Here is a 20,304-nt window from a genome sequence, read left to right on the forward strand (position 1 = left end):
CGCACGGCTGATGGCATCGCAAGACGAAAAAAAACGGGGCGCCTGAGCGCCCCGTCCGCATTTGCGCCGAGCCGTTCAGGGCTGGGCGATGCGCTTGGCGATGTGGTCCAGCGCTTCTTCCACCTGATCGACCAGGATCAGGCACAGATCGCCCGAATTCAGGCGCGCCAGCGCCGTGTCGATGGCCACGAACTCACCATGGATCTCGTCGATCTGCGTGGTGCGGCTGGCGCCCACCAGACCCTGCTGCAACAGGGCCAGCACTTCGCCGTCCGCGCGGCCGCGTTGGCACTGGTCCTGGTAGAGCAGCACGTCGTCGAAGGCGGCGCCCAGGATCTCGGTCTGCATGCGGATGTCTTCGTCGCGGCGGTCGCCCGCGCCACTGATGACGACCGAGCGGCGCTTGGCCGGCATGGCGTCCACGGCACGCACCAGCGCCTGGATGGCGTCGGGGTTGTGGCCATAGTCGGCGATCACCGTGGCGCCGCGGTAGTCGAACACGTTGAAGCGGCCAGGAGCCGTCTGCGCGTCGTTGACGAACGTGGCCAGGCCGCGGCGCACGACATCCCAGCCCAGGTCCAGCGCCCACGCCGCAGCAATGGAAGCCATCGCGTTCTCGACCTGGAAGGTGATCGTGCCGTTGCGCGTGAGGGGGATCTCGGCCAGCGGGAAACGCACCTCGTCGGCGCCTTGTGCCGCCACGATGGCATCGCCATCGCGGTAGACCGAACGCAGGCCCTGCGCGCGATGCGTGGCCAGCACGGGATGGTTGCGGTCTTCGGCAAAGTAGGTGATCGAGCCCGGGCAGCTTGCAGCCATCTCGGCCACGATGGGATCGGCCGCGTTCAGCACGGCCATGCCCGACGGATGCACGTGCTGCACGATGACGCGCTTGACGACGGCCAGGTCCTCGACCGTGCTGATGTAGCCGAGCCCCAGGTGGTCGCCCATGCCGATGTTGGTGACGATGGCGACGTTGCAGCGGTCGAACGCCAGGCCTTCGCGCAGGATGCCGCCGCGCGCGGTTTCAAACACCGCGGCGTCCACGTCCGGGTGCATCAGCACGCTGCGCGCGCTGCGCGGGCCGCTGCAGTCGCCGGTGTCGATGCGCAGATTGTCGACGTACACGCCGTCGGAGTTCGTCATGCCCACGCGGTTGCCGGCCGCGCCCAGCAGGTGCGCTGTCAGGCGGACCGTGGTGGTCTTGCCGTTGGTGCCCGCGACGGCCACGACCGGAATGCGGCCGTCGTCGCCGTCCGCGAACATGTTGGCGATGATGGCTTCGCCCACCGCGCGGCCCTTGCCGAACGAGGGGTTCAGGTGCATGCGCAGGCCAGGCGCGGCGTTGACTTCCACGACGCCACCGTGCTGCTCTTCAAGCGGGTATTGCACCGTTTCGGCCACCACGTCCACGCCGCAGATGTCCAGGCCGATCATGCGGGCCGCGGACACCGCGCGCGCCGCCATTTCGGGGTGGACCTCGTCGGTCACGTCGGTTGCGGACCCGCCGGTGCTCAGGTTGGCGTTGTTGCGCAGGAAGATCAGCGTGCCGGCGGGCGGTACGGAATCGGCGTCAAAGCCCTGTTTTTTCAGCGTCGCCAGGGCGATGTCGTCGAAACGGATCTTCGTCAGCGAGGTGGCATGGCCGTCGCCGCGCAACGGGTCGGCGTTGACCTGCTCCACCAGTTGGCGGATGGTCTGCTGCCCGTCGCCCGTGACTTGCGGCGGATCGCGTCGCGACGCCGCGACCATCGCGCCGCCCACCACCAGCAGGCGGAAATCGTGGCCCGGGATGTAGCGTTCGACGATGACCTCGGAGCTGATCTCTTCGGCCACTTCAAAGGCCTGGATCACGCGCTCGCGGGTTTCGATGTTGACCGCGACGCCACGGCCCTGGCTGCCGTCGCGCGGCTTGACCACGACCGGACCGCCCAGTTCCTGCGCCGCTTCCCAGGCCTCTTCGGCGGTGGTCACCGAACGGCCCATCGGCACCGGCACGCCCGCGGCGTCCAGCAGCATCTTGGTCAGGTCCTTGTCCTGCGCGATGGATTCGGAGATGGCGCTGGTCAGGTCGGTTTCGGCGGCCTGGATGCGGCGCTGTTTGCTGCCCCAGCCAAACTGGACCATGCTGCCTTGCGTGAGGCGGCGGTAGGGGATGTTGCGCGCGGTGGCGGCGTTCACGATGGAGCCGGTGCTCGGCCCCAGACGCACGTCTTCGTCCAGCTCGCGCAGACGCTTCAGGGCGTCGGCAATGTCGAACGGCGTGTCATCGAGCGCGGCGCGCACGAGGTCCTGCGCCAGTTCCATCGCCAGCTTGCCGACTTCTTCTTCGCTGTACTCGACCACGACCTGGAACACGCCCGGTTCGATGGTGGAGGCGGTGCGGCCGAACGTGACGGGGCAGCCGGCGTGCGCCTGCATCGTCAGCGCAACGATCTGCAGCACGTGGGCGATGGACACCGCGCCCTGGTGACCTTCGGGGCGCAGCAGGCCGGTTTGCGGCAGCCGCGCGCGCAGGCGGGCTTCGAACTCGGGCAGGTTGTCGATGGAGCATTCGGCATCGCCGCAGGACACGATGGCCTCGATGGCGGTGTTCTTGCTCCACAGATTGGGGCCGCGCAATGCTCGGATTCGGGAGACTTCCATGGCAGGGTTTCCTGTCGTCTGGCGCGCGTCCACCGGGGGCGGCCGCGCGCCTAATAAGGTCAGTTTTGTTGGATCCAGCGGCGGACCAGATCGATGGTCGGGCCGGAGAACGCCTCGTCGGACTGCAGCAGCGCGAAGTCGCCGGCGCCGATGCCGTCCAGCACGCTGGCAATGGCCTTGCCGTGGTCGGGCTCGTCCTGGATGTCCTTGACGCGGCTGCCTTGCCCCAGGCCCTGGCGGAGCAGCGCGCGCGCTTCGCCGTCGGGGCGCTTGCTGCGCACGGTCGCGTCGTCATACAGAACCACGCGGTCGAACGCGTCGCCAAGGAGCTTGCCCTGTTCGATCAGGTCCGCGTCGCGGCGGTCTGCGCCGGCCGAGTACACGGCAGCGCGCCGGGCGGACGGGAACTGGTCGATGGCCGTGAGCAGCGGACGCAGCCCCGAGGCGTTGTGCACGTCGTCCACTACGACCGTGGCGCCATTGCGCTCAAACAGCGTGAACTGCCACGGCGCGTCGGCCTGGTCGATGTCGAAGGTCTCGATGCCGGCGCGGATCAGTTCCACCGGGATGTCCAGCGCCCACGCCGAACCCACGGCTGCCAGCACGTTTTCAACCTGGAAGGCCACGCGGCCGCCATGTGTCAGCGGGATGGCCGCGACGTCGGCCAGGCGTTCTTCTTGGCTGCCCTGTGCCAGCACGATGCTGCCGTCGCGCACGAACACCGCGCGTCCGTCCTGGGCCAGGTGCTGGACGATGGCGGGCAGGGCGGGATCGATGCCGAAGAAGATCACGCCGCCGTCGCAGAGCTCGGCCATTTCGACCACGCGCGGATCGCGCGCGTTCAGCACGGCCACGCCATCGGGCAGGACCACGTCCACCTGCGTGCGGAACACGTTGAACAGGCGTTCCGTTTCGTTGATGTCGAAGTCGCCGAGATGATCGCCGTCGTCGATGTTGGTGACCACGCCGACCTGGCAGCGGTCGTAGGCCAGGCCCTGGCCGAGGATCACGCCGCTGTCGTTCTCGATGACGGCGGCGTCCACGTTGCGGTTCATGAGCAGGCGCGTGCCCGACGCGAAGTCGGCGCGGTCGCCCTTTTGCACGAGACGGCGGTCCAGGTAAAGGCCTTCGCTGCACGCGAGGCCGGTGCGCTTGCCTGACAGGTGCAGCAAGCGCGCCACCAGGCGGGCGACGACGGTCTTGCCGTTGGTGCCGGTCACGCCGACGATGGGAATGCGGCCCGCGTCGCCCTCGGGGAAGAGGTGGTCGACGATCGCGCGGCCCACGGGACGCGGCGTGCCGTCGGCGGGCTTCAGGTGCATCAGCAGGCCAGGTCCGGCGTTGACTTCGACGATGGCGCCGCGCTGTTCATCCAGCGGGCGCGTGATGTCTTCGGCCACGAGGTCCACGCCGGCGATGTCCAGGCCGACGATGCGCGCGGCCAGCGTCACGGTGGCGGCCACGCTGGGGTGGACGCGATCGGTCACGTCGAACGCGACGTTGCCGCTGCGCTGCACCAGCACGCGCTGGCCTTCGGGCGGCACGCTGTCTTCCGACAGGCCCTGGCGCGCGATCTCCAGCCGGGCGGCGGAATCCAGGCGCACGGGATTGAGCGGATGGTTTTCGGTACGGCCGCGGCGCGGGTCGGTATTGATCTGGCTGTCGATGAGTTCGGTGATGGTCGACTTGCCATCGCCCGTCACCCACGCCGGTTCGCCGGCGGCCGCCGCGACCATGCGGTTGCCCACCACCAGCAGGCGGTGTTCGTTGCCCAGCACGAAGCGTTCGACGATGACGCCGCTGCCTTCGTCCACCGCGACGCGATAGGCCGAGACCACTTCCTCGCGCGTCGTCAGATTGGTGAAGACGCCGCGGCCATGGTTGCCGTCGTAGGGCTTGACCACCACGGGCAGGCCGATATCCTCGGCGGCGTCCCACGCGTCTTCCTCGCTTTCAACGAGGCGCCCCTCGGGCACCGGCACGCCGCAGGTCGACAGCAGTTCCTTGGTCAGGTCCTTGTCGCGTGAAATGCCTTCGGCGATGGCGCTGGTGCGATCGGTTTCGGCCGTCCAGATGCGGCGCTGCGCCGAGCCGTAGCCGAATTGGACGAGGTTGCCCTCAAAAAGACGGATATACGGAATATCGCGATCATCGGCCGCATCGACGATGCAGGCCGTGCTGGGGCCGAGGCAGTGGCGGTCGACCAGGCTGCGCAGCTTGGCCACGGTGGCGGGCACGTCGAACGGCCGGTCCTCGATGGCGGCCATGACGAGGTCGCGCGCTTCGTTCAATGCAGTCCGGGTGACCTGTTCCTGCCAGGCGCGCACGACGACCTTGTAGACGCCGCGCTTGGAGGTTTCGCGGGCCTTGCCGAAGCCGCCGCGCAAGCCGGCCAGGTTCTGCAATTCAAGCGTGACGTGTTCGAGAATGTGGCCGGGCCACGTGCCTTCTTTCAGGCGGGCAAGAAAACCGCCCCGCACGCCGGGGCTGCATCGATGTTCGATCAGCGTCGGCAGCCATTCCGTCAGGCGCTCATAAAATCCGGGAATCGTGTTGGAGGGGTAATCCTCCAGTTCACCGATATCCACCCATGCTTCAAGGACCGGACGATACGTCCAAATGTTCGGGCCGCGCAAAGCCACGACATCGATAAATTCAATGTCTTTCTTTTTCATGTTTTAATTCGCTCGAGAAGCAGGTTGGCACGCGCGGACGCCCCTATGCAAGACCGCGATTTTATTGGGGTTGCGCCTTAAGAATAATGCCAACGAGTGGGGGATCCCAGATGTTCCTAATTAGAAAAATCGGCTGATACTATACGACGCCTTCATGGCGTGAACTCGTTGTGTTGTAAGGAAGGGACACGTTTGCCGCCGATGGCGTCAAACCGGTTGCCGCCTAGTAGGGCAGAGTCCTGGCCCGGTATGCGTTCCAATGAAAAAACCACACCTGCTTTCCGGCCTTGCCGACGCATTTCCTGCCCGCTGGCGGGATGAAATCCGCACCGAAGTGGCGGATGACGAAACCCTTCTGGCCTGGGTTGAAATAGACCTCGATCAGCGTTTGAAATTCCAGCCGGGTCTGGTCGCCGTGACCGATAAACGGCTGATCGCCCGCCTTCCCGACGATTCCGGTTGGGAATCCTGGCCATACGGCCCTCAATTGAAGCTATCCCTCAGCGATCATGCCGGCGCCGCCGTGCTGGAGCTGCACGACGACAACGGCCGTCTGGGCGTCTGGCGATTCACGCTGGCTTGCAATCCCGCGGCGCTGCGGCTGTTGGCCCAGTTTGAAACGCAGCAGTCGATTCGTCTGTCGGGCAAGCCGGCCGAAGCGCTGGAAGAACGCACTTGCACCATCTGTAATAACGTCATTCCCGCGGGCGAGGAAGAATGCCCGACGTGCAATCAGGAGCAGGCCGCGCCGTCGACCACCTGGGCGCTCTTGCGGCTGTGGCGTTTTGCGCGGCCCTACCGCGGCCCGTTGTTTGCCGGTTTTCTGCTGACGCTGCTCGGCACCGCGGCCACGCTGGTGCCGCCGTACCTGACGATGCCGCTGATGGACGATGTGCTGATCCCGTTCCAGAACGGCGCACCCATTGATTACAGCCTTGTGCGGCTTTATCTGGGCGGCCTGTTGGGATCGGCCATTCTGGCGTGGGGGCTGGGTTGGGCGCGCACGTATATTCTGGCGTGGGTCAGCGAACGCATCGGCGCGGATCTGCGCACCACCACCTACGCGCACCTGCAGCAACTCTCGCTCGAGTATTTCGGCGGCAAGCGCACCGGCGATCTGATTTCGCGCATCGGTAGCGAAACCGACCGCATCTGTGTATTCCTGTCGCTGCACCTGCTGGACTTCGCCACCGACATTCTCATGATCGCCATGACGGCGGTCATTCTGATCAGCATCAATCCGTGGCTTGCGCTGGTCACGCTGGTGCCGCTGCCGTTCATCATCTGGATGATCCACGCGGTGCGCGACCGCTTGCGGCACGGCTTCGAAAAGGTCGACCGCATCTGGTCCGAGATCACGAACGTGCTGGCCGACACCATTCCCGGCATCCGCGTGGTCAAGGCATTTGCGCAGGAAAAGCGCGAGGTCGCGCGTTTCCGCGAAGCCAACAACCGCAACCTGGAAGTGAACGATCGCGTCAATACGACGTGGTCGCTGTTCTCGCCGACGGTCACGCTGCTGACTGAAGTTGGCCTGTTGGTGGTGTGGATCTTCGGCATCTGGCAGGTGTCGCAAAAGCAGATCACCGTGGGTGTGCTGGCCGCGTTCCTGGCGTATATCGGGCGCTTCTACATGCGCCTGGATTCCATGAGCCGCATCGTGTCGGTCACGCAAAAGGCCGCGGCCGGCGCCAAGCGCATCTTCGACATCCTGGACCACGTGTCCAGCGTGCCGGAACCCCAAAACCCCGCCAAGCTGCCGCATATCAACGGCCGCATCGAACTGCGCGACGTGGGCTTTCGCTACGGCAACCGCCAGGTCATCCGCGGGTTGAATCTGACGATCGCCCCGGGCGAAATGATCGGGCTCGTGGGGCACAGCGGTTCGGGCAAGAGCACGCTGATCAACCTGATCTGCCGTTTCTACGACGTATCCGAAGGCGCCGTGATGGTGGATGGCGCGGACATCCGTTCGGTCCGCGTGGCCGACTACCGGCGCAATATCGGGCTGGTGCTGCAGGAGCCGTTCCTGTTCTTTGGCACGATTGCCGAGAACATTGCTTACGGCAGGCCGGACGCCACGCGCGACGAGATCGTGGCTGCGGCGCGCGCCGCGCATGCGCACGAATTCATCCTGCGCCTGCCGCACGGCTACGACTCGCTGGTGGGCGAGCGCGGCCAGGCCTTGTCCGGCGGCGAACGCCAGCGCATATCGATTGCGCGCGCCCTGTTGATCGACCCGCGCATCCTGATTCTTGATGAAGCGACGTCGTCGGTGGACACCACGACCGAAAAAGAAATTCAGAAGGCCCTGGACAACCTGGTCCGCGGCCGCACCACCATCGCGATTGCGCACCGCCTGAGCACCCTGCGCAAGGCCGACCGGCTGGTGGTCCTGGACCGCGGCCAGATCGTGGAGCAGGGGCCGCACGAAGAACTGATGGCCCGCGAGGGCGCCTACTATCGCCTGTATCAGGCGCAGGCGCGCCAGGCGGAAGCCGACGCCCAGGCGTCGGGCAGCGAAGACATGGCCGCCGTGGCCTGACGCGGAAACGGAACTCTCGCCATGACCTTGCCGTTCTTTCAATTGCGCCGCAATGCCTTCGGACGCCTGGAGTTCCAGTCGGCCGACGGCGAATCGCATGAAGGTGTCATCCCGGTGCGCGCCTTCCCGATCAGCGAGGCCGGCCGCGGCCTGTCGCTGGTGACCAGCGACGGGCACGAGCTGCTGTGGATCGAACATCTGTCCGACGTCCCCGCCGAGCCGCGTGCGCTGATCGAAGAAGAACTCGCCAGCCGCGAGTTCATGCCCGAAATCCGCAAGCTGTCCAGCGTGTCCACCTACGCCACGCCCAGCGTCTGGAAGGTGGATACCGACCGCGGTCCAACGTCATTCACGCTACGCGGCGAAGAAGACATCCGCCGCCTGTCCGCCCAGACGCTGCTTATTGCCGACAACCACGGCATCTTCTATCTGGTGCGCGACATCCAGTCGCTGGATAAGCACAGCCGCAAGCTGCTGGACCGCTTTCTCTGACGGCAAGGCGGTCGTACAACGCCGGTGTCAGACACCCCGCCCCTTGAACGGCGTGTGCGATTCCAGTTCCCCCAGATAGTCCGTCACCGCGGCGGTTTCCTCATCCAGGAAGTTCTGGATCGCCTCGGCGAACCCCGGATGCGCCACCCAGTGCGCTGACCACGTCGGCGTGGGCAGCAGGCCGCGCGCCATCTTGTGTTCGCCCTGCGCGCCGCCCTCGAAGCGCGCAATGCCATGCGCGATGCAATAGGCGATGGACTGCATGTAGCAGGTCTCGAAGTGCAGCCCCGGTACGTATTCCGTCGCGCCCCAATACCGGCCATATAACGCGTCGCCGCCCGCCAGGTTGAGCGCCGACGCGACCGGCACGCCGTCGCGTTCGGCCAGGATCAACACGAAAGCATCGGGCTGGTCGCGGTATGCCTGTTCGAAGAACTCGCGGCTCAGATAGGGCGGGTTGCCGTGGTCGAAGTAAGTGCGGCAATAGCAGCCGTAGAAGAATTCCAGTTCCTCCGCGCCGATCTCGGCGCCGCGCAGCCAGCGGAAGGTGAGGCCCGCGGCGGCGACCTTCTTGCGGTCCTGGCGGATCTTCTTGCGCTTGTCATGGCTCATGGTGGCCAGGAACGTGTCGAAGTCGGCGTAGCCCGCGTTGGTCCAGTGGAACTGCACGCTCTCGCGGATCATGAAGCCCGCCTCGCGCAGCGCGCGCACGTCGGCGTCGGCCGGAAACAGCAGGTGCAACGACGACACGTTGACCTCTTCGGCAAACGCCACCAGACCGCGCACCAGCGTTGCGCGGTCTTCGTCGTTGGCGGCCAGCAGCCGCGGGCCGGTGACCGGCGTGAACGGAATGGCCGACAACAGCTTGGGGTAGTAGCGCATGCCGTGCCGCTGGAAGGCGTCGGCCCACGCGTAATCGAACACGTACTCGCCGCGCGAATGCGACTTCAGGTAAAGCGGCACCGCGCCTGCCAGCACGTCGTCGCGCCACAGCGCCATGAAATGCGGCGCCCAACCCGTCTGTCGCGACGCGCAGCCCGTGTCGTGCAGGGCAAGCAGAAAGGCGTGCCGCAGAAAGGGTTGGTCTCCGGCCAGCGCGTCCCATTGCCGGGCGTCGATGCGGGACAGATCGGTTTCCAAGGTAAGGCGCAGGGGATCCATCCGCGAATGATAAAGTCTTCGGCAGCGCATGGCGTGCAAGCCATGGCGACGACAGGGATTTGGGGCGTCCACGCGGCGCCCGGGAACGACGGCAATATGGACAGCAGCAAGACTGCCCACGGCGGGCAGGATGACGATGCGCACGGCATGCGCGAGCAGGCGCTGGCGGCGCTGGCCGCCACGGCATGGCCCGACAAGCTGGCGCGCGTGCGCGCCATCGCCGACGACGCCCGGCTGGATTGCGAGCGCGTTCTTGCGCCCGTCGCGGGACTGCCCGGCCGCCCGGCAAGGCCCGAACTGGTCGCGCCGGGCGAGGTCAGGCAGCGGTCCATGGCCACGCCGGAAGGCAGGGCAGCGCTCCTGCACGCGCTGGCCCACATCGAATTCAACGCCGTGAACCTTGCGCTGGACATCATGTGGCGGTTTGCCGGCATGCCCGAGGCGTTCTACCGCGACTGGCTGCGCGTGGCGCGCGAAGAAGCGCTGCATTTCGACCTGCTGCGTCAGCGCCTGGACACCCTGGGCTATGCCTACGGCGACTTCCCCGCGCACAACGGATTGTGGGATATGGCCGAGCGCACGCAGGACGATCTGCTGGCGCGCCTGGCCCTCGTGCCGCGCACGCTGGAAGCGCGCGGCCTGGATGCGTCGCCGATGATCCGCAACAAGCTGGCGGGCGCGGGCGACGCGCAAAGCGCCGCCATCGTCGACATCATCCTGCGCGACGAGATCGGCCACGTCGCCATCGGCAACCATTGGTACAAGCAGCAGTGCGCGCAGGCGGGCAAAGAGCCGGTGGCCTGCTATGCCGAACTGGCGGCGCGCTATCAGGCGCCGCGCCTGCGCGGCCCTTTCAACCTGGAGGCGCGGCGCGCCGCCGGATTCGACGACGACGAGCTTGCCGCGCTGCAGGCCGGCTGAAGGGACGACGGGAAAATGGACATCACAATCGACGCGCTGCTGACGGGCGCCGTGCGGCCGCTGGGCGATTCGGGGCGCGACAGCGGCATCGACAAGCACCCGGTCGCCGAGCGGCGCTGGCTCGGTCTGGAAGGACTGGACGGCGACGCGCAGGCAGACCGGCGCTTTCACGGCGGGCCGGAGAAGGCGCTGCACCACTACGCGCGCGACCACTATCCCGCCTGGCTGCAGACGCTGGGCGAACGCACGGTGCTGCGCGCGCCCGGCGCGTTCGGCGAAAACCTTTCCACCACCGGCCTGACCGAAAGCGACGTGTGCGTGGGCGACGTCTATCGCGCGGGCACCGCGTTGATCCAGGTATCGCAGGCGCGCCAGCCGTGCTGGAAGCTGGATCACCGGTTCCAGCACAAGGGCATGGCCGCGCAGGTACAGGCCAGCGGCATGACGGGCTGGTATTACCGCGTGCTGCAAACCGGCTGGCTGGCGCCCGGCGACTCGCTGACGCTGCAAAAGCGCCTGCATCCGCAGTGGTCGCTGGCGCGGGTGCAGGACATCCTGAACCGCCGCGTGCTGGACCCGGACGTGCTGCACGCGCTGGCCGCGCTGCCCGAGCTGTCGCCGAACTGGCGCGCGCTCTTTGAAAAGCGCGCGCGCGCCGGCGAAGTCGAAGACTGGACGCGGCGCCTGCAAGGCGATGCCGCCATCGCCCCTCCCGAGGAATCCCAAGCATGAAATCCCTGTTGCGCCGCTCGCGGTCGAACACTGCTGTAAATCGCGCGTTGACCGCCGCCGCGATCACGACCGCCGCGCTGATTGTGCCGGTGCCGCCGGCGCTGGCCGCCGGCGACTTTGCCGCCTGCCTGTCGCAGTTGCGCGCGCCCGCCTTGAAGGCCGGCGTGTCGGCGGCGACGTTCGACACGCACACCGCAAACCTCTCACCTGACATGGCGGTGATCGACCTGCTGGACGCGCAGCCGGAGTTCAAGACGCCCATCTGGGACTACATGGCGGGCCTGGTGGACGACGAGCGCGTGGCAGATGGAAAGGCCGGCATGGCGCGGTGGCCGGCGGAACTGGACCGGGCGGCGCAGCGTTATGGCGTGGACCCGGCCACGATTGCCGCGGTGTGGGGCGTGGAAAGCAACTTCGGCCGCACGCTGGGCGGACGGCCGCTGCTGACGTCCTTGTCGACGCTGTCGTGCTATGGCCGGCGCCAGGCGTATTTTCGGGGCGAATTCTTCTCCACACTGAAGATCATCCAGGACGAACACATCGCGCCCGAACGCCTGGTTGGCTCGTGGGCTGGCGCGTTTGGCCAGACGCAGTTCATGCCGTCGACCTATCTGCGGCTGGCGGTGGACTTTGACGGCGACGGCAGGCGCGATCTGGTCGACAGCGTGCCGGACGCGCTGGCATCCACGGCGAATTTCCTGAAGCGCGCGGGCTGGAATCCGGCGCTGGCCTGGGGCTACGAGGTCAGGCTGCCCGCGAAACTGGACACGTCCGCCGCGGGCCGCAAGAACAAGCGGCCCATGTCGTCGTGGGTGAAACAGGGCGTGACGCGCGCCGATGGACAGGCGCTGCCAGGCGGCGATACGCCGGCCGGTCTGCTGCTGCCGGCGGGCCGCAACGGCCCGGCGTTTCTGGTGACGCGCAATTTCGATGCCCTGTATTCCTACAACGCCGCCGAAAGCTATGCGCTGGCCATTGCGCATCTGTCCGACCGCCTGCGCGGTGGCGGCCCGCTGATCCAGGCCTGGCCCACGGACGATCCCGGGCTGTCGCGCGCCGAAAGGCGCGAACTGCAGCGCCTGCTGATCGCGCGGGGCTATGAACTGGGCGAGCCCGACGGCATGATCGGCGCTCGCACGCGCCAGGCCTTGCAGGCCGCCCAACGCGAACTCGGCCTGCCGCCAGACGGACGCGCCGGCCAGAAGGCACTTAAGGCGCTCAGGACGTCGACAGCCACGCCGAAGGGATGAACCGAAAGCCCTATCCAAAAGCATGAGCCGCCCGCGCGATTTACAACTTTTGCAAAGTCGTCGCGGGCGGCAACAGCATTGCCGCGCACCGCGCTTTTCATCGGCCTATACTGATTTCCCGACTTTTTCAGGAGCGCGGCAATGAGTCTATTGGACACTTTGGCCTCGATGGCCGGCGGTGGTCAGCAAGGCGGTTCGGCCTCGCTGCTGCCCGCGCTGATCGAGCAACTGAACAAATATCCGGGCGGCCTGACCGGTCTGATCGCCAGCTTTCAGAAGGGCGGGCTGGGCGAAGTGGTGGCGTCCTGGGTGGGCACGGGGCAGAATCTGCCCGTCAGCCCTGACCAGCTCGGTTCCGTGCTGGATCCCGGCGTCGTGAACGAACTGGCGGCCAAGACGGGGCAGGACACCACTTCCGTGCTGGATTCGCTGTCGGCCCTGCTGCCGCAACTGGTCGACAAGGCCACGCCGGAAGGCGCGGTGCAGCCCGGCCAGCCATTCAACCCCGCCGATCTGCTGGGCTCGCTGTCCGGCATGTTCAGCAACCGCGGATAAAGGCTGGGCAGTCCCCTGATACCCCCGCAGCTCAAATCCCCCCTGCGCCGGCGCCTCTTTCAGGCGCTGGCGTTAAGCGCCCTGGCGCCGCTGGCGGCATGTTCGCCGCCGCTTTCCCTGAACGCCACCTTCCTGCAGCTCTGGCGCAGCCACGCGGACCTGACGCCCGAAGACTGGCGCCAGCGGCTGCGCAGCTTCCGGCGGCTGGGCTGCCGCGAGATCTTCCTGCAATGGACCGGACTGGAAGGCGGGCGGCCGGACGACTGGATGGCCCCCGGGGCGCTTCTTGCGACCCTGTTCGACGAAGCCGCGCACCAGGGCATTGGCATCCACGTGGGCCTGCCGTACGACCAGCGCTGGTGGGACGTGCTGGCCCGCGCCGACACGCCCGCGCTGGCCGCCTTTCTGGACCAGACGCGCGAACGCGGCGCCGCGTACATGCGGGAGTCCGGCTGGAATCAGCGCCGCGCGTTCCGCGGATGGTATCTGCCATACGAACTGGAACAGTACAACTGGGCGTCCGCCGAACGGCAGGCGCTGCTGGTGCCATGGCTGGACGCGTTGTCGCGCGCGGCGCAAGAGACCAGCAGCAGCGTGCCGTGCATCTCGACGTATCACAGCCGCCTGCCGGGCGACGGGTCATTGGCGAAGTTGTGGAGCCATGTTCTGGACCACGTGGGCATACACCCCATGATCCAGGACGGCGTCGGCGTGGCCGGGTTGGAGAACCTGCGGGCGCTGGAACCGCTGCACGACATGCTGCTGGCGCGCCACGCGTCTTTCGACCTGATCCTGGAACTGTTCGAGGAACTGCCGTCGGGCGCCACCGATGGCTCGACCTTCAAGGCGCGGTCCGCCGATTTTGAGCGGGTGCGTGAGCAGTGGGAGGTGGCGCGCGGCTACGGCGCCAAGCGCATCGTGGCCTTTGCGCTGGACCCGTGGGTCATCGACGACACGCCGGAGGCGCGCGCGCTGATGCAGGCGTGGATGGACGCCCGGCTCTGAAGTTCGCTTTGGCTGCGCGGCCCTGCAGTGCGCCTCTGGAATGCGCGGCGTCAGGCGCGCCGCTTCAGTTGAAGCTGCGCCCGATGATCTCCAGCATGACCTCGTTGGTGCCACCGAAGATGCGCAACGCGCGCGCGTCGGCCCACGCGCGGCCGATGCCATATTCCGCCATGTAGCCGTAGCCGCCATAAAGCTGCAGCAGATCGTCCAGAATGCGGCCCTGCATCTCGGTCGCATTGAGCTTGGCGATGGCTGCCGTGGTCGCATCCAGCTCGCCTTCCATCATGCGCGCCAGGCAATCGTCCAGGAAGACGCGCAGCATGGTGCTCTGCGCGCGCGCATTCGCCAGCTTGAAGCGCGTGTTTTGGTAGTCGATCACGCGGCGCCCGAACACTTTGCGATCGCGCGTGTACTGCGCCGCCTGATCCAGCATGCCTTCCTGCGACGCCGCTGCGCGCAGCGCGATCGCCAGGCGTTCGCGCGCCAGCTCGCGCGTCATGATCTCGAACGCATTGTTCAGCGGACCCAACAGGCAGTCGGCAGGCAGGCGCACGTCGTTGAAAAACAGTTCGCAGGTGTCCTGGCTGTGCTGGCCGATCTTGTGCAGGGGCGAGCCCTTCGTGTAACCCGGCAGGTTTTCCTCGACGCAGAACAGCGACAGCCCGCGCGCACCCAGATCGGGATCGGTGCTGGCCAGTACGATGGCCAGGCCCGCGTTCACGCCGTTGGTGATGAAGGTCTTCTGACCATTGAGCACGAAGTGTTCGCCATCGCGCCGCGCGCGCGTGCGCACGGCCTTCAGGTCACTGCCTGCGTCCGGCTCGGTCAGCGCGATGGCGCCGATGGTCTCGCCGCGCGCCATGGCGGGCAGCCAGCGCTGTTTCTGCGCGTCGGTGCCGACGTTCAGCAGATACGGCGCGACCATGTCGGAGTGGATCGAAAAGCCGATGCCCAGGAAATTGGCGCGGGCCAGCTCCTCGATCACCACGGCCGAATGCCTGAAGTCGCCGCCCGCGCCATACGGATCCGGCAGCGCGCAATTGAGCATCCCCTCGTCGCCGGCCCGCCGCCACAGCGCGCGCGGGGTCACGCCTGCGTCTTCCCATTCGGCATAGCGGGGCGCGATCTCGCTCTCGATAAAGCGCTTGACCTGGTCGCGGAAGAGTTCGTGGTCGTCCCGGAAAACGCGGCGCATGATGGCCTCCCTATTTCTTGTACGCGTCCGTGCCGCTGGTCTGGCCACGCAGCACGGGGGCCTCGGGCGTCCCGGTCAGGAACAGGCTGTAGTGGTCGCCCGGCTGCAAGGCCGGCAGCGGCAGCGCCTGCGACGCGGCCGTGCCGCAGCCGGCGGCCAGCGTCGCGCTGACCGGATTGATCGCGCGCGCGGCGGACGCGCCGGGTTCGACGTCCTTGAACAGGACCGGGCCCGACGGACTGACGGACAACTGCCCGGCGGGGCAATCCGTCGCCAGGTTGTAGAAGCGCAGCTCGGCCTTCAGCGCGTCCTGCGCGCCAGCGTTGTCGTCGATGACGCTGAACGACAGCCTGCCGCCGTCACGCCGCGGCACCAGCGTGCTGAACGTATCGGGCGCCACCTGCAGCGTGCCGGCAAGCTTGCCGTCGATGCGCACGTCGAAGGGCTGATTGCCCTTCACGATGGCGTAGGTGGTGGCCTGCCGGTCCGGTCCGATCTCCTGGACCGGCCCTTGGGCGACCTGCGCCTGCAGCGGGTTCACGTGCGGATTGACCACCCGCACGAACGAGGAACCCGCTGGCGGGCGGGCGGCATACAGTTGCGCCAGCACGCCTTCGGCGGCGGCGCTGGCGGAGCAGGCCGCCAGCGTCAGGGCGAGGGCGAGACGAAAGGTTGTGCGAGTCATGTTTGCGGCTCCGGTTTCTTGCTGAGGCGCGTTTCAAGATACAGGCGTTCGAGCTGCTTGCGGTCCGCCTTGTCCGTGCTGGTCGTGGGAAAGTGCGGGCAGGCCACCAGTTCTGACGGAATCATGTACGGCGGCAAACGCCGGCCCAGCGTGACCTTCCAGTCTGTCAGATCAGCGGGCAGCGGTTGCAGGCCGGCGGCAGGGGAGCGCGTACGCTGGCCATTTGCGGCGGGTTCGACAAAGCCGATCAGCCTGACGATAGCGCCATCGGGCCGCCGCAGCGCCACCGTGGCGCCGGCACGCACGCCAGGCAGGGCGGCGATGGCCGCGTCGATCTCCGCCAGTTCGATGCGATAACCATGCAGCTTGATCTGATCGTCGATGCGGCCGCGGAAGGTGACGAGCCCCTGCGCGTCGATCTCGCCCAGGTCGCCGCTGCGATACCCGCGCTTGCCGTGGCGCGTGAACATGCGCGTGGCGTTCAGGTCGGGGCGGTTCAGGTAGCCGCGCATGACGTGGTCGCCCGCGATGCTGATCTCCCCGTTTTCGATGAAGACCTCGGCATAGGGCTTGGCGCGGCCAATGGGAAATGGATTGGGCGCCGCCGCGCGCAACGCCGGGTCGATCTCAACCCAGGTGGTCGAGCATGTCGCTTCGGTTGGTCCGTAGGAGTTGACGATTCGCACCTGCGGAAAGCGCTGCCACAGTTCCTCGGCCAGTGCGGGCGTCAGCGATTCGGCGCCGAATACGAAGACGCGCAGATCGGGCAGGTGGGCGTGGTTGAACTCTGGGTTGAACAATTGCTGCCGCACGAACGAGGGCGTGGAGGCCCAGACGCTGATGCGGCTGCCGGCCAGATACTGCACAAAGGCGTCGCGCTGCGCGATGGTCTCGCGCGGGCACAGCACGCAGGTGCCGCCCAGCGTCAGCGCGCCCACCCAGTTGAACAGCGAAAAGTCAAAGCTGAACAGCATCTGGTCCATGAAGACCGGCGCCGCGCCCAGCGCGAGGCAGTCGCGGATCCATCCGGCAAAGAGGCCGATGCTTTCGCGGCCGATCTGCACGCCTTTCGGATCGCCGGTGCTGCCCGACGTGAACATGATGTAGGCCAGACTTTTCTCTTCCAGCGGCACGGCCTCACCGCCCGTGGAAACGAATTGCGCGGCCTGCGCGTCGTAGCGCAGGTCCGCGCGCACCAGTTCGCCGATGCGTGCGATACGCTCGGGCGGGTTGATGACATCCACCGGCACGAAGGGCACGCCCAACCGCAGGCAGCCCATTATCGCCACCAGAAACGCCGTCTCCTTGTGGCCGGAAATCACCAGCGGCGTATCGGGTCGCGCGCCCGCGTCCCGCGCTTCCTGTACCCAGGCCTCGGTGGCGGCACGCAGCGCGCGCCACGACGTGGCCCCGCGCGCGTCCACGACCGCGATCGCGTCGGCGTCAGTCTGCGTGTCCGCGAAATCGAATGTGGTGAAGTCGAAGCGCATGGTCCTGCCCTCCCGTGGGTGCGCGTCAGGCGCCGCGCCGTTCCGCGATGAAGGCGGCCAGCGTATGCACCGATTCCAGATGCACGTCGATCTCGGTGGGCGGGATCTTGCAGCCGAATTCGCGCTCGACCGCCAGCGCCACGTCGACAGCGGCCAGCGAGTCGACCAGCCCCGATTCGATCAGCAGCGTGTCGGGATCCACCTGCGTGAGGATGATGTCTTCGACGAGTTGCGCCACTTTGGCTTCGATAGCGTTGATGTCCATGTCTTGCTCCGCGACCCCGTGGGATCAGAATTGGAAATAGAGAAACCGGGCTTCCTTGTGCAGGTTCACCAGGCAGAAAGCCAGCAGCACGAGCATGACCGCCAGCCACGCGACGTTGGGACGCCAGCGCATGAACGTCTGCGGGGACTCGCTCGGCTTGAACAGGGCGGGCGACCAGCGGCCCAGTATCTGGTGCGAATTGGGCGCGAACCATGCGATGCCCAGCAGCACGACGGCATAGATGAGCTGCATGTGGTGGCCGGCGATGACGCGCCAGGCGTCGCCCAAGGCCAGACCGGCGACATGCGCGGACATGTCCAGCGGCTCGATGCCGCGCGCGCCGGTCATGCCCTGCACCAGCAGCATCGCGTCGCCCACGCCGTGGGCGCGGAAGAACGCCTGCGCCACCAGCACCGCGACAAACGTGATCAGCACGCACAGCGCACGCGTGGCGGCATGCGTGTTGCGCGCAGCGGCGGGCTTGCGGCCCACGACGAAGATGCGCCAGGCATGGTTCACCGACAAATACATGGCGTGCAACAGCCCGAACACCACGAACTGAAAGCCGGCGCCGTGCCACACGCCCGCCAGCGTCATCGTGAACAGCGTGGGCAGCGCAATGCTGCCGGCAAAGCCGCCCAGCGTCTTCAGCCCGGCCGAGCCCACCGGCAGGTTGCGGTTCGTGCGCCACTTGTTCACCGCCACCGCCACCGGGTAATACAGATACGCGGTGATGTAGCGCGTCAGCGTCATGTGCCAGCGCGCCCAGAATTCGATGATGTTGCCCGCCTTGTAGGGCGAGTTGAAATTCAGCGGAAAGCGGATGCCGAACATCTTCGCCAGGCCCAGCGCCATGTCCGAATAGCCCGAGAAATCAAAGTAAAGCTGGAGCGCATAGCAAAGGCTGGCGCCCCACGATCCAAAGAACTGCAGCTCGCCCGGCGCTGCGAACCCCGCGTCGGCGTACGGCGCGATGCCATCGGCCAGCAGCACCTTCTTGGCCAGGCCGATCACGAACAGGATCGCGCCCACCGACAGGTTCTCGGCCTTGAAGCGGTAATTCTCCGGCTGCGCGAACTGCGGCATCATTTCCTTGTGATGCAGGATCGGGCCGGCGATCAGGTGCGGAAAGAACGTCACGAACAGCACGTAGCTCAGCAGGCTGCGCTCTTTCACGACGCCCGCCTTGCAGTCCAGCAGATAACCGATCTGTGTGAACGTGAAGAACGAAATGCCCAGCGGCAGGATGATGTCGTCCACGGTTGCCGCCGTCATGCCCAAGTCATTCAGGAAGTTCAGCAGCGTCACGAAATACTTGTAGTGAAACAGCAGCGCCAGATCGGCGCCCACACCCAGTCCCACGATCAGGCCCTGCAGACGTGGGCGTGCGGCGTTGTGCAGGATCAACTGGCTGACCAGGTAGTTGAAGGCGATGGAGCCGGCCAGCAGCACGACGAACTGCGGATTCCACCAGCCATAGAACACCAGCGAGGTCAGGCACAGCCACAGCGCTGCCAGCCGCACGTTCAGCGGTCCCAGCGCGTAGTACACCGCCAGCGTCACGGGCAGGAAGATGAACAGGAACAGGTAGGAGTTGAATAGCATCTTGGTTCGCTACGGGATGCGCGCCAGCAGGGCTTGTTCGTCCGCAGTCAGCGGCAGCGACAGGGCGTTTTCCGAGAACTCCCAGATCACGAGCTTCAGGCTGGCGGGCCATTGCGCGCGCTGTCCCAGCGCCATCGTCAGCGCGCCGGAGAACTGTCCGCCGTCCACGCTCATGTTCCAGACCTCTCGGCCCAGGCCCATGCCCAGGCGCTCCCCGAACTGGCTGCGGCGGCCGTTGGAGGTGCCCGCCAGCAGCACCTCTACCGGGGGCGGCTCGTCCAGGAGGCCGCCGCTGCGCACGGGTTCGATCTTTGCCTCCGACACCTGCTCCAGATCCGGCCGCCATCCGGCCGGCGCCTGCTCCAGGCCTGCCAGCACGATCAGGTCGCCCATGCGCGGCTGGGGCGCAGAGGCCGGTTCCGTCTTGAACGCCTGCGTCCCCTTGCCGTTCAAAAGCGGCAACGCCGCTTCGGCCACGCGCGCGGCTGCCGCCTGCGCACCTTGCGCATTCATGTGCACGTCCGTACGGAAAAAGCGGGGCGCGGGGGCCGCCATCAGCGCGTCGCGCAGGTCGACGAAGGGCACGCCGTCCGCGCGCAGCGCCGCCTGCCAGGTGTCCAGCGTCTGGCGCATCGGTTGCGACACGGGCAGGCCGCAAAGCTGGGCGGACTCGATGCGCGACTTGTCCGGCACCGCGACCACCAGCACCTGCACCTGCTTGGCGCGCAGTTCGCGCACCCAATGCCGCATCAGGCGCAGGCGTTCGTCGAAGACGTGCACGCCGGGCGGCGGCCGCAATCCGTCGCGGTAGAACAGCCAGCCAGGGCAGCCCATCGCGACCTGCTCGCCCAGGTCGCCGAACAATCGATAGCGCAGCGCGGCATTCCAGGTGTCGACGTCGGCCTGGCGCGGCAACGCCAGCGCCTTGTTCAACGCGGCGCCCGCCGAGCCATCCAGCCACGCTGACGGTGACATCGCGACGGCGCCGACGCGCGCCTGCGCCAACCGCCACCCGCCCCAGCCCAGGCCGACGGCCAGCAGCACGGCGACCACCCAGGCGGTCAGCCGATGGTTGGCGTCCG

At 66.9% G+C, this 20,304-nt stretch carries 16 protein-coding genes; 7 read left to right on the forward strand and 9 right to left on the reverse strand.

The annotated features are described in order from the left end of the window. Nucleotides 1–75: 75 nt before the first annotated feature. Nucleotides 76–2,646, reverse strand: coding sequence for a cyanophycin synthetase (gene cphA, locus AC6CIE_RS11835; protein ID WP_286939123.1), 2,571 nt, complete (start codon nucleotides 2,644–2,646; stop codon nucleotides 76–78). A 59-nt stretch (nucleotides 2,647–2,705) separates the two neighbouring features. After that, complete coding sequence (cphA, locus tag AC6CIE_RS11840; protein ID WP_498092276.1) at nucleotides 2,706–5,321, reverse strand: cyanophycin synthetase; 2,616 nt, start codon at nucleotides 5,319–5,321, stop codon at nucleotides 2,706–2,708. A 259-nt stretch (nucleotides 5,322–5,580) separates the two neighbouring features. Between cphA (AC6CIE_RS11840) and AC6CIE_RS11845 the strand changes: the two genes are divergently transcribed. Then, nucleotides 5,581–7,866, forward strand: a complete 2,286-nt coding sequence (locus tag AC6CIE_RS11845) for a cyanophycin metabolism-associated ABC transporter (RefSeq protein WP_498092277.1) — start codon at nucleotides 5,581–5,583, stop codon at nucleotides 7,864–7,866. Between the two features lie 21 nt (nucleotides 7,867–7,887). Further along, nucleotides 7,888–8,358 carry a cyanophycin metabolism-associated DUF1854 family protein gene (locus tag AC6CIE_RS11850; protein WP_175122860.1) on the forward strand — a complete coding sequence of 157 codons (471 nt, stop codon included), beginning with the start codon at nucleotides 7,888–7,890 and terminating at the stop codon, nucleotides 8,356–8,358. Nucleotides 8,359–8,385: 27 nt separating this feature from the next. Here the strand turns inward: AC6CIE_RS11850 and AC6CIE_RS11855 are convergent, their stop codons facing one another. Further along, nucleotides 8,386–9,519, reverse strand: coding sequence for a GNAT family N-acetyltransferase (locus tag AC6CIE_RS11855; RefSeq protein WP_175122859.1), 1,134 nt, complete (start codon nucleotides 9,517–9,519; stop codon nucleotides 8,386–8,388). A gap of 96 nt (nucleotides 9,520–9,615) precedes the next feature. On the opposite strand from AC6CIE_RS11855, the gene AC6CIE_RS11860 reads away from it, so the two are divergent. The 5 genes from AC6CIE_RS11860 (at nucleotide 9,616) to AC6CIE_RS11880 (ending at nucleotide 13,982) form a co-directional block, all read left to right on the forward strand. After that, nucleotides 9,616–10,440, forward strand: a complete 825-nt coding sequence (locus AC6CIE_RS11860) for a ferritin-like domain-containing protein (protein ID WP_218345165.1) — start codon at nucleotides 9,616–9,618, stop codon at nucleotides 10,438–10,440. Between the two features lie 15 nt (nucleotides 10,441–10,455). Next, nucleotides 10,456–11,172: an MOSC domain-containing protein gene (locus AC6CIE_RS11865; RefSeq protein WP_218345164.1), complete on the forward strand. Its 717-nt coding sequence runs from the start codon at nucleotides 10,456–10,458 to the stop codon at nucleotides 11,170–11,172. Continuing rightward, nucleotides 11,169–12,422 (forward strand): lytic murein transglycosylase, encoded by a 1,254-nt coding sequence (locus AC6CIE_RS11870; RefSeq protein ID WP_498092278.1) that lies wholly within the window; start codon nucleotides 11,169–11,171, stop codon nucleotides 12,420–12,422. Before AC6CIE_RS11865 ends, AC6CIE_RS11870 begins: the two co-directional genes overlap by 4 nt. Before the next feature lie 141 nt (nucleotides 12,423–12,563). After that, nucleotides 12,564–12,977: a YidB family protein gene (locus tag AC6CIE_RS11875; RefSeq protein WP_498092279.1), complete on the forward strand. Its 414-nt coding sequence runs from the start codon at nucleotides 12,564–12,566 to the stop codon at nucleotides 12,975–12,977. Between the two features lie 132 nt (nucleotides 12,978–13,109). Continuing rightward, nucleotides 13,110–13,982 carry a DUF4434 domain-containing protein gene (locus AC6CIE_RS11880; protein ID WP_343737414.1) on the forward strand — a complete coding sequence of 291 codons (873 nt, stop codon included), beginning with the start codon at nucleotides 13,110–13,112 and terminating at the stop codon, nucleotides 13,980–13,982. Between the two features lie 64 nt (nucleotides 13,983–14,046). Here AC6CIE_RS11880 and AC6CIE_RS11885 read toward each other — a convergent pair whose 3' ends face one another. Genes AC6CIE_RS11885 through AC6CIE_RS11910 form a run of 6 tightly spaced genes read right to left on the reverse strand, consistent with a single transcriptional unit; the run spans nucleotide 14,047 to nucleotide 20,287 of the window. Beyond that, the gene (locus tag AC6CIE_RS11885) at nucleotides 14,047–15,177 is read right to left on the reverse strand and encodes an acyl-CoA dehydrogenase family protein (RefSeq protein ID WP_498092280.1); all 1,131 of its coding nucleotides are present in this window, start codon (nucleotides 15,175–15,177) and stop codon (nucleotides 14,047–14,049) included. Between the two features lie 10 nt (nucleotides 15,178–15,187). After that, nucleotides 15,188–15,862, reverse strand: a complete 675-nt coding sequence (locus AC6CIE_RS11890) for an alginate O-acetyltransferase AlgF (RefSeq protein WP_175122853.1) — start codon at nucleotides 15,860–15,862, stop codon at nucleotides 15,188–15,190. Further along, complete coding sequence (locus tag AC6CIE_RS11895; protein ID WP_498092281.1) at nucleotides 15,859–17,352, reverse strand: AMP-binding protein; 1,494 nt, start codon at nucleotides 17,350–17,352, stop codon at nucleotides 15,859–15,861. Before AC6CIE_RS11895 ends, AC6CIE_RS11890 begins: the two co-directional genes overlap by 4 nt. 25 nt (nucleotides 17,353–17,377) lie before the next feature. Beyond that, the gene (locus tag AC6CIE_RS11900) at nucleotides 17,378–17,617 is read right to left on the reverse strand and encodes an acyl carrier protein (RefSeq protein WP_175122851.1); all 240 of its coding nucleotides are present in this window, start codon (nucleotides 17,615–17,617) and stop codon (nucleotides 17,378–17,380) included. Nucleotides 17,618–17,641: 24 nt separating this feature from the next. Then, the gene (locus AC6CIE_RS11905; RefSeq protein WP_498092282.1) at nucleotides 17,642–19,222 is read right to left on the reverse strand and encodes an MBOAT family O-acyltransferase; all 1,581 of its coding nucleotides are present in this window, start codon (nucleotides 19,220–19,222) and stop codon (nucleotides 17,642–17,644) included. Nucleotides 19,223–19,231: 9 nt separating this feature from the next. Further along, nucleotides 19,232–20,287 (reverse strand): alginate O-acetyltransferase AlgX-related protein, encoded by a 1,056-nt coding sequence (locus AC6CIE_RS11910; RefSeq protein ID WP_498092407.1) that lies wholly within the window; start codon nucleotides 20,285–20,287, stop codon nucleotides 19,232–19,234. Nucleotides 20,288–20,304: the final 17 nt, after the last annotated feature.

This window comes from Achromobacter sp. GQ309, from assembly GCF_059759315.1.

Excerpts from the sequence above, each read along its gene's own strand:
- AC6CIE_RS11850 (WP_175122860.1), top strand. The coding sequence starts at position 7,888 with ATGACCTTGCCGTTCTTTCAATTGCGCCGCAATGCCTTCGGACGCCTG.
- AC6CIE_RS11890 (WP_175122853.1), bottom strand. The coding sequence starts at position 15,862 with ATGACTCGCACAACCTTTCGTCTCGCCCTCGCCCTGACGCTGGCGGCC.
- AC6CIE_RS11895 (WP_498092281.1), bottom strand. The coding sequence starts at position 17,352 with ATGCGCTTCGACTTCACCACATTCGATTTCGCGGACACGCAGACTGAC.
- AC6CIE_RS11875 (WP_498092279.1), top strand. The coding sequence starts at position 12,564 with ATGAGTCTATTGGACACTTTGGCCTCGATGGCCGGCGGTGGTCAGCAA.
- AC6CIE_RS11885 (WP_498092280.1), bottom strand. The coding sequence starts at position 15,177 with ATGCGCCGCGTTTTCCGGGACGACCACGAACTCTTCCGCGACCAGGTC.
- AC6CIE_RS11870 (WP_498092278.1), top strand. The coding sequence starts at position 11,169 with ATGAAATCCCTGTTGCGCCGCTCGCGGTCGAACACTGCTGTAAATCGC.
- AC6CIE_RS11845 (WP_498092277.1), top strand. The coding sequence starts at position 5,581 with ATGAAAAAACCACACCTGCTTTCCGGCCTTGCCGACGCATTTCCTGCC.
- AC6CIE_RS11860 (WP_218345165.1), top strand. The coding sequence starts at position 9,616 with ATGGACAGCAGCAAGACTGCCCACGGCGGGCAGGATGACGATGCGCAC.
- AC6CIE_RS11865 (WP_218345164.1), top strand. The coding sequence starts at position 10,456 with ATGGACATCACAATCGACGCGCTGCTGACGGGCGCCGTGCGGCCGCTG.
- cphA (WP_286939123.1), bottom strand. The coding sequence starts at position 2,646 with ATGGAAGTCTCCCGAATCCGAGCATTGCGCGGCCCCAATCTGTGGAGC.
- AC6CIE_RS11855 (WP_175122859.1), bottom strand. The coding sequence starts at position 9,519 with ATGGATCCCCTGCGCCTTACCTTGGAAACCGATCTGTCCCGCATCGAC.
- AC6CIE_RS11905 (WP_498092282.1), bottom strand. The coding sequence starts at position 19,222 with ATGCTATTCAACTCCTACCTGTTCCTGTTCATCTTCCTGCCCGTGACG.
- AC6CIE_RS11900 (WP_175122851.1), bottom strand. The coding sequence starts at position 17,617 with ATGGACATCAACGCTATCGAAGCCAAAGTGGCGCAACTCGTCGAAGAC.
- cphA (WP_498092276.1), bottom strand. The coding sequence starts at position 5,321 with ATGAAAAAGAAAGACATTGAATTTATCGATGTCGTGGCTTTGCGCGGC.